Annotated in this window: 11 protein-coding genes; 4 read left to right on the top strand and 7 right to left on the bottom strand. The window is 68.1% G+C overall.

Annotated features, from left to right (window positions below; translation table 11 throughout):
* Positions 1-19 precede the first annotated feature (19 nt).
* From hutG to AABM56_RS06605, 4 genes are all read right to left on the bottom strand, one after another.
* On the bottom strand, positions 20-964 hold the full coding sequence (gene hutG, locus AABM56_RS06620) for a formimidoylglutamase (RefSeq protein WP_133859777.1): 945 nt from the start codon (positions 962-964) through the stop codon (positions 20-22).
* Positions 954-2168, bottom strand: a complete 1215-nt coding sequence (hutI, locus tag AABM56_RS06615) for an imidazolonepropionase (RefSeq protein WP_133859778.1) — start codon at positions 2166-2168, stop codon at positions 954-956. Before hutI ends, hutG begins: the two co-directional genes overlap by 11 nt.
* Before the next feature lie 612 nt (positions 2169-2780).
* Positions 2781-3662 (bottom strand): transglutaminase family protein, encoded by an 882-nt coding sequence (locus AABM56_RS06610; RefSeq protein WP_133859779.1) that lies wholly within the window; start codon positions 3660-3662, stop codon positions 2781-2783.
* A complete protein-coding gene (locus AABM56_RS06605; RefSeq protein ID WP_133859780.1) occupies positions 3662-6142 on the bottom strand; it encodes a circularly permuted type 2 ATP-grasp protein in 2481 nt (826 codons plus the stop codon). The genes AABM56_RS06610 and AABM56_RS06605 overlap by 1 nt, the downstream gene beginning before the upstream one ends.
* Positions 6143-6455: 313 nt before the next feature.
* Here AABM56_RS06605 and AABM56_RS06600 point away from each other — a divergent pair, with 313 nt between their 5' ends.
* Positions 6456-7655: a putative zinc-binding metallopeptidase gene (locus tag AABM56_RS06600; protein WP_347883918.1), complete on the top strand. Its 1200-nt coding sequence runs from the start codon at positions 6456-6458 to the stop codon at positions 7653-7655.
* A 12-nt stretch (positions 7656-7667) separates the two neighbouring features.
* Here the strand turns inward: AABM56_RS06600 and AABM56_RS06595 are convergent, their stop codons facing one another.
* On the bottom strand, positions 7668-8048 hold the full coding sequence (locus AABM56_RS06595) for a diacylglycerol kinase (RefSeq protein WP_178083871.1): 381 nt from the start codon (positions 8046-8048) through the stop codon (positions 7668-7670).
* A gap of 94 nt (positions 8049-8142) precedes the next feature.
* Positions 8143-8793 carry a response regulator transcription factor ErdR gene (erdR, locus tag AABM56_RS06590; protein ID WP_133859994.1) on the bottom strand — a complete coding sequence of 217 codons (651 nt, stop codon included), beginning with the start codon at positions 8791-8793 and terminating at the stop codon, positions 8143-8145.
* A gap of 172 nt (positions 8794-8965) precedes the next feature.
* On the opposite strand from erdR, the gene AABM56_RS06585 reads away from it, so the two are divergent.
* On the top strand, positions 8966-9862 hold the full coding sequence (locus AABM56_RS06585) for a DMT family transporter (protein ID WP_133859783.1): 897 nt from the start codon (positions 8966-8968) through the stop codon (positions 9860-9862).
* Here the strand turns inward: AABM56_RS06585 and AABM56_RS06580 are convergent.
* A complete protein-coding gene (locus AABM56_RS06580; protein WP_133859784.1) occupies positions 9859-10593 on the bottom strand; it encodes a tRNA-uridine aminocarboxypropyltransferase in 735 nt (244 codons plus the stop codon). The genes AABM56_RS06585 and AABM56_RS06580 overlap by 4 nt on opposite strands.
* A gap of 142 nt (positions 10594-10735) precedes the next feature.
* Between AABM56_RS06580 and AABM56_RS06575 the strand changes: the two genes are divergently transcribed.
* Together AABM56_RS06575 and AABM56_RS06570 are read left to right on the top strand one after the other, a co-directional pair.
* Positions 10736-11143, top strand: coding sequence for a quorum-sensing-regulated virulence factor family protein (locus AABM56_RS06575; protein ID WP_133859785.1), 408 nt, complete (start codon positions 10736-10738; stop codon positions 11141-11143).
* A 15-nt stretch (positions 11144-11158) separates the two neighbouring features.
* Positions 11159-12238 (top strand): TIGR00730 family Rossman fold protein, encoded by a 1080-nt coding sequence (locus AABM56_RS06570; RefSeq protein ID WP_133859786.1) that lies wholly within the window; start codon positions 11159-11161, stop codon positions 12236-12238.
* Positions 12239-12452: the final 214 nt, after the last annotated feature.

The raw sequence follows: 12452 nt of genomic DNA, 5'->3' as shown, positions 1-12452 counted from the left end.
TTGTTGTTCGCGGCAGGCCCTAGAAGTCCAGTGCCAGGGTATGGATCAGCCGCGCCGCGACCCGGGCCGTGCGGCCGTCCTGGTCGAGCGCGGGATTGAGTTCGGCCACATCGGCCAGGCGCAACTTGCCGCTGGCCTTGAGCCGGCGGATCAGGAGTTCCAGCAGCGCGAGGCTCACGCCATGAGCGGCGGGGGCGCTGACCCCGGGTGCATCGCCGGCGGGCAGCACATCCAGGTCGAAGGTCAGATAGAGGGCATCGCAACCGGCGACGAAGGCGTCCAGCTCGGCGCCGATCCGTTCCAAGCTGCCCTCGCGGATCTCGTGGTCTTCGCGGATCAGCACGTCCAGCTCGGCGGCACGCCTGAGCAGGGTGCGGGTATTGGCCGCCAGGCTCAGCCCCAGGCAGGCATAGTGGAAGGACCAGCCATGGCGGGCGCAGTGAGCGGCGACCTGGGCGAAGGGCGTACCGGAGGTCGCTCCCCGAGTCGGATCGCGCAGGTCCAGGTGGGCGTCGAAATTGACGATGCCGATGCGCGGCTTGGGCAGGGTCCTGGCCAGGTGCAGCGCCAGGCCCGACCAGCTGGCCCAGGCCACCTCGTGACCGCCTCCCAGCACCAGGGGCAGATGGCCCGCGTCGAGCAACTGGCGTACGCCATCGGCCAGGCGCGCCTGGGCGCCTTCCAGATCGCCGTCAGTACAGCGGACATCGCCGGCGTCATAGGCAGGCCCCTGCCGCTGCCAGGCGACATTGGCCAGGGCGCGGCGCAGGGCGACAGGGCCCTCGGCAGCGCCCACCCGCCCCTGATTGCGCCGCACGCCCTCGTCACAGGCGAAGCCCAGCAGGGCCACGCCGGGCGCGCTGTCCGCGGCGAGTGGCTGGATGCACTGATGCCAGCGCAAGGCATCCGGCTCAGGATCGATGCGACCGCTCCAGGTTTCCAGGGCCTGGCAATCAGCGAACATGCTGCGCCTCCCCGGCGAAAACGCGCTGACGCAGGCGGCCCGGACGCACCTCATAGGCCAGCTCCGCCGGCTGACCGACGTCCCACAGGCAGAGATCCGCCGGGGCGCCCACCTGGATACGGCCAAGCTCCGGACGCCCCAGGGCCTGGGCGGCGTGGGCGGTCATGCCGGCCAGGGCCTCGCGGGGCGTGAGGCGAAACAGGGTGCAGCCCAGGTGCGCGATCAGGGTAGGCAGATAGAGCGGCGAGGTGCCGGGATTGGCGTCACTGGCCAGCGCCATGGGCACCCCGTGGCGACGCAGCAGTTCGACCGGTGGATGTTGAGTCTCGCCCAGCATCAGGAAGGCGCCGGGCAGCAGCACGGCGACGGTGCCGGCGGCGGCCAGGGCGCGCACCCCGGCTTCGTCGAGATACTCAACATGGTCCGCCGACAAGGCGCCCAGGCGCGCGGCCAGGGCGCTGCCGCCCAGGTTGGACAGCTGTTCGGCATGGGCCTTGATCGGCAGACCGTGCGCGTGCGCCGCCTGGAAGACTCTTTCGCACTGGGCCGGCGAAAAGGCGATCCCCTCGCAGAAGACGTCCACCGCATCGGCCAGCCCTTCGGCCACCGCGGCCGGGATCATATCCTGGCAGACCAGCTCGACATAGCCGTCGGCATCGCCCTGAAATTCCGGCGGCACGGCATGGGCGCCCAGCAGCGTGGTGATCACCCGGACCGGCAGCGCCTTGCCTAGCTGGCGGGCGACCCGCAATAGCTTGAGTTCGTCGGCCACTGTCAGGCCATAGCCGGACTTGATCTCCACGGTGGTAACGCCCTCGTTGGCCAAGGCCTGCAGGCGCGGCAGGCTCAGGGCGAAAAGGTCCGCCTCGCTGGCTGCACGGGTGGCCCTTACGGTGCCGAGGATGCCGCCACCGGCGCGGGCGATTTCCGCGTAACTAGCGCCCTCCAACCGCTGCTCGAATTCTCCGGCACGCTGACCGGCATAGACCAGATGGGTATGACAATCCACCAGGCCGGGCGTCATCACCCCGCCCTCCCCGGCCAGTTCGGCGCCTTGGGCCAGCTCGGAATAAAACTCGGACTCCGGCCAGACACCGGCAATCTGGTCATTCTTGACCCAGACCGCCATGGGCTTGGGCAGGGTCTGCAGGCCATCGAACAGGGTAACGTAACGCCAGAGCAGCGACTGGGTAGCGGCGGACATGATGACCCCTCCGGTTAATGTATATACATTTAATCCAGAGTTGATTGATCGTCAAGCACATGAAGCCTCTCCTTGCCTTAGAAGCCAGCAGAACGCTAACAGTGACGCAATGGAAGCTCAGCACCGGGGAAAGGCGACACTCATTTTGTATAGACAATAAGGACTCTGCGGGGACGCAACAGCGAGTTGCCTGTTGCCACGACTCAGCCAACGCCGGCCGCACCTATGGCGCCACTTTAAAAATCGCCACGGTCAGCGTCGCCTCTACAAGCCGGTGCGATAGCTGATGCCGATCTTGCCCGGCCTGATAGCGCTGAGCGCCTGCTCGAACAACCCCCTCTCCCCGCGGGAGAGGGCTGGGGTGAGGGCGCCCCTTGCCACGCGGCCCCAGTGGAAAAGGCTGCGCCGTTTTCCACGCTACGGCGCTGCAAGCAGGCGTTTCGTAGATAGCGCTGAACGCCTGCTCCGACACCCCCCTCTCCCCGCGGGAGAGGGTTGGGGGTGAGGGCGCCCCTCGCCACGCAGTCCCAGTGGCAAAGGCTGCGCCGTTTTCCACGCTACGGTGCTGTAGGTAGGTGTTCCTTAGCTGGAGTTCCTGCCAAGCCAAACACGCTACAGCGGCGTTACCGTCACCTCGACCACCGGATCGTGATCGCCGCCGCCGAGGATTACCCCGCGCAGCGGCGAGACATCGGTGAAGTCGCGGCCCCAGGCCAGAGTGATGTGTTCCAGGTCCGGCAGGACGTCGTTGGTGGGATCGAAATCGACCCAGCCCAGCCGCGGGCAATGCACGCTGACCCAGGCGTGGGAGGCATCGGCACCGATCAGCCGCGGCTTGCCGGGTGGCGGCCGGGTCAGCAGATAGCCGCTGACGTAGCGCGCCACCAGCCCCAGGCCACGCAGGCAGGCCAGCATCAGGTGGGCGAAGTCCTGGCAGACGCCATGGCGGTGCTCCAGCACCTCGCGCAGGGGCGTCGCCACCTGGGTGGCGGTGGCGTCGAAGCGGAATTCGCGGTGGATCTTTTCCATCAGCGCCCGGCAGCCCAGCAACAGGGGACGGCCCGGTGGGAAACACTCCTCGGCGAAGCGGGCGAAGATGCCGTCCAGCGGCACCGCCGGGGATTCGAAGCGGAAGTGATGGACGTCCAGCGACACCTGGGCGGCGGGATAGCGCAGGCCGTCACGGACCTCCTCCCAGGCGGGCGAATCCGCCAGCCTGAGACCGGCACGGGAATCCACCTCCACTTCTAGCTCGGTGCCGACATAGAGTTCGTCGTGGGGTCGCTCGAAGGACAATCGCGTCAGCGGATTGCCGAAGGCGTCCCAGGCGTCCTGGCGCTGGGTCGGCTGCGGCAGGATCACCAGTTGCCGGGACAGGCAGCGTTGCCACGCGCAGTCGCGCGGCAACAGGTGCAGCAGCTGCTGCGACAGCGACACCGGCGTCGCGTAGCGATAGTGGGTGTCGTGCTGGATGCGATAGCGGACCTGGTTCATCACATGGACACCGTGCGCTGGCTGACGGCGTCGACATGGGCGAAGCAGCGATAGATGACCCGCTCGGACAGCTGGCTGCTGGCCTCGGCGACCTGCCGCAGCAGGCGCGCCAGCCCCTGCTGCACCTCGACCCGACCGGCGTCGCCGAACAGGGTGTTCTCCAGGGTCGCGAGGTCGAAGCGGCGGAGGCGATCGTAGGTATCGTGCAGCGCAGGATCGCGGGGCAGGCCGTAGTAGCGTTCCAGGTGCTCCACGGCGTTGATCAGCGCATGCAGCTGGAAGCGGATCGAATAGGGGTTGTGCTCGTGCAGCATCAGCAGGTCCAGCACCGGGATCAGCTGGGGCGCCGCCTGGTAGCGCGACCGATAGGTGATGATGCTGTTGCCCAGTTCCAGCAGCCATTCCAGGCCGGCCGCGTCCCAGGTGGCGCCGCCTTCGAGAAAGTGCGCCAGGCTGCCGGCGAGGAATTGCACCCGCTCGATGCGCCGGCCGATCATCAGGAAGCGCCAGCTCTCGTCATGGGTCATGTCGTCGAAGGTAAAGCCGGCCACCGCCGCCAGCGCCATCACCAGGCGGTTGAGACTCTGCAGCGCCTCGCCCGGCTCGCTGCCGACCTGGCCCAGACCATGGGCCTCACGCTCCACCTCGCGGATGGCGCGCCAGTTCTCCGGCGACAGCCGGCCACGCACCTGGGCCGCGGCCCAATGCAGGCGCTGCAGATTGGCGCCCAGGCCGCTGGGAAAGTCACCCGGCCCCAGGGCCGCGCGCAGTTGCTCCGCCAGCCGGCCATCCGCCGGCAGCAACTCCAGGGCTGTGGCCAGATCGATGGCCGACTGCACCGCCGGCCCGCCGTCATCGGCGTCGAGGTGGCGACTCAGGACGATCCGCAGCAGGCGCGCGGCATCCTCGCAGCGTTCGCTGTAGCGACCGTACCAGAACAGATTCTCGGCGGTACGCGAGGGCAGGAAGGGGTCCTTGCGCACCAGGTCGCGCACCCCCAGCACCCGCGCTCCGGGCACCTCGGCGGCGCCGCGACTGCCACCCAGCACCCAGGTGTCCTTGCTCGATCCGCCGCGCTGCATGGACACCACCGCGGCGCCCTCGTGGGCGACCCGGGTCAGGCCGCCAGGCATCACCCAGTAGCCGTCTTCGCTGGCCACCGCATAGACGCGCATGCCGATGGCGCGCGACTGCAGACTGCCGCCCTGCCAGACCGGCGCCTGGGACAGCTGGATGCGCTCCTGGGCCACATAGGCATGGGGCGTGGCCAGGATCCGCGCGCGCAATTCGGCCAATCCCGCGGCATCCAGCGCCTTGCCGAACACCGGTTCGAAGCCCTGGGCCGGATAGGCCGGCTTGATCACCAGCTCCGCCAGCCGCGCCAGGGCCGCTTCCCGCACCGGCGTCTCGCCGCACCACCAGGTGGCGACGGAGGGCAGCGCCAGGGTCTCGCCCAGCAGCGCCTGGCAAACGCCGGGCAGAAAGCCCAGCAGGCCGGGCGATTCCAGCAGGCCGCTGCCCAGGGCATTGGCCATGATGACGTTGCCCTGGCGCACCGCTTCCAGCAGGCCGGGTACGCCCAGCGCCGAATCGGTGCGCAATTCCAGCGGATCGCAGAAGTCGTCGTCCAGCCGGCGGAACACCGCGTGGACGCGCCTCAACCCGCTCAGGGTCTTCAGATAGAGGCAGGCGTCGCGCACCGTGAGGTCCTGGCCTTCCACCAGCGGAAAGCCCAGTTGCCGGGCCTGGTAGAGGTGCTCGAAGTAAGTCTCGTTGTAGCGTCCCGGCGTCAGCAGCACCGCCAGCGGCGCCTCCTCGCCGGTGTCCAGGCCGGTGCTCAGGGTGCGCTGCAGGGCCTGGAAGTAGCCATTGAGTGGCTGGACCTGCAGATCGCGGTGCAACTCGGGAAAGGCCCGCGCCACGATGTGGCGGTTTTCCAGGGCATAGCCGGCGCCTGAGGGCGCCTGGGTGCGATCGGCCAGTACCCACCAGCGGCCATCTGGCGCGCGCGCCAGATCCACCGCATAGACGTGCAGCCAGGTATCGCCCGGCGGGCGCAACCCCTGGCAGGCCCAGAGGAAGTTGTTGTGGCCGAACACCAGCTCCGGCGGCAGCAGCCGCTCGTGCAGCAGCCGCTGTTCGCCATAGAGATCGCCCAGTACCCGGTTCAGCAGGCGCGCCCGCTGCGCCACGCCCGCCGCCAGGGGTGCCCACTCCTCCGCCGAGATCAGTTGCGGCAGCAGGTCCAGCGCCCAGGGCCGGTCGCTGCCCTTGGGATCGGCATAGACGTTGTAGGTCACGCCGTTTTCCTGGATCTGCCGGGCGATCAACGCCTGGCGCTGATCGAGCTGCGCGGGTCGCAGTCCGGCCAGATGGCCGTAGAAGCGGCGCCAGGGCGGCCGCACGCCACCCCGCGGACTCCAGAGTTCGTGGTAGCTGCCGGTCATGTCACTGGCATTGCGGGAAGCGTTCGGGGGCATGGTCGGAGGACGGCTGACAGGGTGCGCGAGCAGGTTCGGAGAGGTCGCCTCGACGGGCACGCCGGACCGCACGCGCCGGTCGCGACCGGTAACCTAGGGTAGTGATGTGCGTCGGGATGCGCCACCGCTAACGCTGGCCGCCGCTGCCTGTGGCGCGTCGCCCGGTGCGGGAGCCGATCCCAGAGCCCTCGCCGGCCGTCCCAGGCGACGAACAACCCGGAACTCCCGGGTCGAGCCGCTCTACTAATCCGCTAGCAAGACGCCGGCGCTCCGCCGACGTCCGACGCGGCCGCTCTCGCCAGGTATCAGCCCCATGCGCAATTTTCTCGGAAGCTACAGCTCGAATCGTCAGCAACGCAACGCCCTGCGCGCCCTGCCCGTCCAGCGCAAGGTCGCCAACTGCACCTGCGGCCAGGCCATCTTCTTTCCCAACAGCGAGTGCCTGGCCTGCGGCAACGCCCTGGGTTACGCCCCGGACCAGGGCACGCCGACGGCGCTGCTGCCGGGCGAAGGCGGCCTCTGGCAACTGCCCGAGGCGACCAGCGCGCTCTATCGCCGCTGCGCCAACCTGGACATGCCCGCCGCCTGCAACTGGCTGGTACCGGCCGACTCGGGAGAAAACTTCTGCGTGGCCTGCCAGCTCAATCACACCATCCCGGACCTGTCCTTCGACGGCAACGGCGAGCGCTGGCGCAAGCTGGAGCTGGCCAAGCGGCAACTGGTCGCCCAGTTGCTGGGCCTGGGGCTGCAGGTGATCCCCCAGACCGTGGATGCCGAGCACGGCCTCGCCTTCGACTTCCTCGCCCCCGACGCCACCGGCACGCCCACCACCGGGCACGCCAATGGCCTCATCACCCTGAACATCCTCGAAGCGGACGATGCCCACCGGGAAAAGGTCCGCGCCGACATGCACGAACCCTATCGCACCCTGCTCGGGCACTTCCGCCACGAGGTCGGCCACTACTACTTCGATCGCCTGGTCGCCTGCACCCACTGGGAAGACCCCTTCCGCGCCCTGTTCGGTGACGAACGCGCCGACTATGGCCAGGCGCTCCAGCACCACTACGAGCAGGGCGCACCGGCAGGCTGGGAGAGCCAGTACGTCAGCGCCTACGCCACCATGCACCCCTGGGAGGACTGGGCGGAGACCTGGGCGCACTACCTGCACATGATGGATACCCTGGCCACCGCCGCCAGCCTGGGCATGAACGCCGGCAGCCTGCAGCTGGACTTCCAGCCGTTCACCCGCGAGGCGCTGTACGAGGCCGAGGATCGCAGCGACGACGAATTCCTCGGCTTCGCCAATGCCTGGATCGAATTGGCGGCCATGCTCAACGAATTGTCGCGCAGCATGGGCCAGCCGGACTTCTATCCCTTCGCCCTGCCCGCCCCGGTGATCGCCAAGCTGCACTTCATCCACAAGGTCATTCACTCGGCCCAGCCCAGCGTGCTGGAACAGGGCCTGGCCGCGGATGACACCACGGCGGGTGCCACCCTGGGCGCTACCCTCTGACCGGGGTCCTGCTCACCCGAGCAGGACGATGCCCCAGACCACGGCGATGATGATCATGGCCACGAACTGCGCAGCGCTGCCCAGATCCTTGGCGTTCTTCGACAGTTCGTGCCAATCCAGGGAAATGCGGTCCACCACCGCCTCGATGGCCGCGTTGAACAGTTCGACCACCAGCGACAGCAGGCAGACCGCCACCAGCAACGCCCGCTCGCCGCGACTGACGTCCAGCCAGAAGGCCAGGGGCACCAGCACCACATTGAGCATCACCAGCGAACGAAAGGCCGCTTCCTGGCGAAAGGCCGTGCGCAGGCCGGCCAGGGAATAGCCGGTGGCATTGATGACCCGGCGCAGGCCGGTCTTGCCTTTGTAGGGAGAGATCACCGAAAGCTCCATCTAGCAGGGGCGAACCGCCGATCCGAATGGACGGCAGCTGCCAGAAAGTGAAAGTCGAGGGTCGCGCCCGGTTCAGGCGCCGACAGCGCCTGGGTCAGCTGGAGGTGCTCTCCAGTTGCTGCAGCAGCAGCGCCGCCTGGGTGCGGGTGCGGACGCCGAGCTTGCGGAAGATGGCCGTGGCATGGGCCTTGACCGTGGCCTCGGAGACATTGAGCTCGAAGGCGATCTGCTTGTTGAGCAGGCCTTCGCAGAGCATGGTCAGCACCCGGAATTGCTGGGGGGTGAGACTGGCGAGTCCGGCGCTGGCGGCCTTGGCTTCCTCGCTCAGGGCGGGAGCGCCTTCCACCTGGGGCGGCCACCAGGTATCGCCATCCAGCACCTGACTGACCGCCTGCTGCAGGGTGCTCAGATCGCTGGACTTGGGAATGAAGCCACTGGCGCCGAATTCCCGGGCGCGCTGCACCACCGCCGGTTCTTCCTGGGCCGAGATCATCACCACCGGCACCTGGGGATACTGGCCCCGCAGGAGGACCAGTCCGGAAAAGCCATAGGCGCCGGGCATGTTGAGATCGAGCAGGACCAGATCCCAGTCGGTGCGCTCGGCCAGGCAGGCCTGGAGTTCGGCGATGTCGGCCACCTCGGTGAGCCGTGCCTGGGCGCCCAAGCCCAGGGTCAGGGCCTGCTGCAGCGCGCTGCGAAACAGCGGATGATCGTCGGCGATCAGTATCTGGTAGGCAGCCGCCATGGTGTAGCTTTCCTTGTTGTCGTGAACGCCCACGTCGACCAGGTAGCTGGCGCACGGGCTGCACGCAAGCATGCCGAACGGCGCGGACGGGGGCAAGGCCGGGCGGACCGCGGACGGTAGGCAAGGCCCTGCGGTTTGCGGCACAGTTGCCGTTTTGCCCAAGAGACGTCCCATGCCCAGCGCCGCCCTGCGTGCCGATCTGCTCATGCTGCTCACCGCCCTCATCTGGGGTAGCGCCTTCATCGCCCAGACCGGCGGCATGGAGCACATCGGCCCCTTTCTCTATACGGGCCTGAGATTTGCCCTGGGCGCCCTCACCCTGTTGCCACTGCTCCTGTTCCTGCGCCGCCGCGGTCGCCAGCAGCGCCTGACCCGCGACACCTTCAAGGGCGGCCTGCTGATGGGCCTCGTACTGACCCTGGGCATCAACCTGCAGCAGGTCGGCCTGCTGTTCACCAGCGTGACCAATTCCGGCTTCATCACCGGCCTCTATGTCATCGTGGTGCCGCTGCTGGGGCTGCTGCTCGGCCAGCGCAGCCACCTGGGCACCTGGATCGGCGCCAGCCTGGCGGTGGTCGGCATGGGGCTGCTGAGCATCGGCGACAACTTCCACGTGGCCTCGGGCGATCTGCTGCAACTGGCCGGCGCCCTGGCCTGGGGGGTCCATGTGCTGCTGGTGGGACACTATTCCAGTCGCCACGACGCCACGGTGCTGTCGATCCTGCAATTCGGCGTCTGCGCCGTGCTCAGCCTGGCGCTGGCGCTGGCCTTCGAGCCGATCCAGTCGACCGGGATCGTCCTCGCCCTGCCCGAGTTGCTCTATGGCGGCGTGATCGCCGCCGGCATAGGCTACACCCTGCAGGTGTTCGCCCAGCGCGGCGCCATCGCCTCCCATGCGGCGGTGATCTTTTCCCTGGAGGCGGTGTTCGCCGCCTTCTTCGGTGCCTGGCTGCTGGGCGAGGCCCTCAGCGGTCGTGGCTATTTGGGCTGCGGCCTGATGTTCGCCGGCATGCTCGCGGCCCAGCTCTGGCCGCGCCAGGCGCCGGTGGAGATCAAGCCGGTCAACTAATCCCGCAGGGCCTTCAGTTGCCGGCTGGCCGGGCTGTCCGCCGCCAGCGGCAGGTGATGCTTGGCGTCCAGGTAGCGCTCGCTGAAGACATCCAGATAGGCCTCCAGCAACCGACCGGCCGGTGCCTCGCCGGCCAGTTCCAGGCACAGGGCGGCGACCTCGGCGGTGCACAGGTGCTCGCCCCGGGTCGAGCGCCGCAGGCGATAGCGCGACAGGGCGTTGGGCTGGAAGCTCAGCACCGGCAGGCGGTCCAGATAGGGACTCTTGCGAAACATCTTGCGCGCCTCGGTCCAGGTGGCATCCAGCAGCACGAACAGCGGGCGCTGACCGGGCGCCAGCGGCATGCTCTCGACCACCCGCTCGGGCGCGGCGTACTCGCCGGGAAACACCAGCAGCGGTTGCCATTCCGGCTGCGCGAGCAATGCCGGCAGCCCCGGATCCACCGCCGTGCGACTCCAGCCGAAGGCATGGGTGTCGGCCACCACGTCGGCGATCAGCCAACCGGTGTTGCTCGGCTTAAGCGGCTCGACGTCGTGCATCAGCAGGCACATGCCGGCGTGGGTCTGGCGCAGGGGACGCAGGTCGCAGAGGCAGTGGCTGGGTGCCAGACGGCAATTCGGGCAGCGCGCCATGCGCGAGCCACGGGCGATGAAGGGCTTGATGCTGCGCGCCAGGCGCTCCTGGCGCAGACGGGCCACGGCATGCAGAGGGGTGTCGCTGATCGGGGTCATGCCGGGCTCGCGGGGCAAAAGCGCAGTTTACCAGAGCGATCGGGATGCCCGCGGCGGCCAGGCAGGTTACCCTGCGCAGACGCCCTGCGAACCCCCGCCCGCGACCACGGTCGAAACGGGCTCCTCTACGCTGGAGAACACGATGCCTCGTTTTGCTTTGCTCGCCCTGACCCTCGCCCTGCCCTTCACCGTCCAGGCGGCCGAGTCGCTCAAGGACCACGAGCTCAACCAGATGCTGCGCAAGGTGGCTACCGAGAGCAGCCAGGGCACGCCCCGCGCCATCAACGAGGACATCCTCGACCGCGGCTACACCGTGCAGGGCAAGCAGCTGATCAACAACCTCAGCGTCCGCCCTGCCCATGCCGCCCGCATGCGCGAGAATCCGGCCACGGTGCGGGTGCAACTGGCCGAGAGCGTCTGCCAGAGCAATGGCTATCGCCAGCTGCTGGCCCGTGGCGCCACCCTGGTCTATGACTTCACCGAATACCAGACCAACAAGCCGGTCATGGTCGAGCGCTTCCAGGCGGCCGACTGCGGCCTGGGCAAGTAAGCGGAGACCGCGGCCATGACCGAGGACAGCGACGACAGCTACCTGGCCCGCCACGTGGAGCCCAGCGCCGCCGACCTCGGCCAGCGCATCGACGAATTGCTGGAGCACGCCCTCCCGGGCGGCAGCCCCAACCTGGGCCTCTACCGCGAGATGCTGGTGACGGTGGTGCGCATGGCGCAGACCAATCCGGCACGCTGGGACGCCAAGATCATGCTGCAGACCCTCAAGGAGCTGGAGCAGGCCTTCCGCACCCTCGAGCGTTTCCGCAGGCGACGCAAGGTCACGGTGTTCGGCTCGGCGCGGACCCGCATCGATCATGGCCTCTATGCCCTCGCTCGCGAACTGGGCAGTGCCCTGGCCCGCCGCGACATGATGGTCATCACCGGCGGCGGCGCCGGCATCATGGGCGCGGCCCACGAAGGCGCAGGGCCCGAGGCCAGTCTCGGCTTCAACATCACCCTGCCCTTCGAACAGCGCGCCAATCCCACCATCGAGGGCACGGATCACCTGCTGTCCTTTCACTTCTTCTATGTGCGCAAGCTGTTCTTTCTCAAGGAGGCGGATGCCCTGGTGCTCTGCCCCGGCGGTTTCGGCACCCTGGACGAGACCTTCGAGGTGCTCACCCTGATCCAGACCGGCAAGAGTCCGCTGGTGCCGCTGGTCCTGCTGGACACCCCCGACGGCCACTTCTGGGACGACACCCTGGCCTATCTGCAGCGCAATCTGCTGGAGGAAGGCTACATCCTGCCGGCCGATCTCAAGCTGGTCCGGCTGGTACGCTCACCGGAAGCCGCCGCCGCCGAGATCGAGCACTTCTATGGCAACTACCACTCCACCCGCCGACGTGACGGCCTGTTCCATATCCGCCTCAGGCACGCCCTGACACCGGCCTGTCTTGAGCGCCTGGCAACGGATTTCGGCGACCTCTGTCGGACCCCGGGCTTCACCCAGCTGGCGCCCGGGGAAGGCCAGCCCGACGAAGCGGAATTCGCCCATCTGACGCGCCTCGCCTTCGACTTCCATGGCCGTCACTACGGTCGTCTGCGCGAACTGGTGGACGAACTCAATCGGCCGGAGCATTGGGCAGCCACGTAGGTTGGCGCTGAGCACTGCGAAGCCCAACGTATCCAGACTCTGCCGCCATGTTGGGCTTCGCGGATGGGGCCGTCTCAACCCAACCTGCAGCACTCTCCCGTAGGTTGGGTTGAGCGCAGCGAAGCCCAACGATCTCCGACACCAGAACCGATGCTAGGCGCCACTGTGCTCAGCGCGAACCTGCGGGACCGAGGTGATCGCTACCATCGCGGCC

Source organism: Pseudomonas aestiva, assembly GCF_039908605.1.
Lineage (GTDB): Bacteria > Pseudomonadota > Gammaproteobacteria > Pseudomonadales > Pseudomonadaceae > Chryseomonas > Chryseomonas aestiva.
The sequence above is the reverse complement of the archived record's forward strand: the minus strand, read 5'-3'. Positions and strand labels throughout refer to the sequence as shown.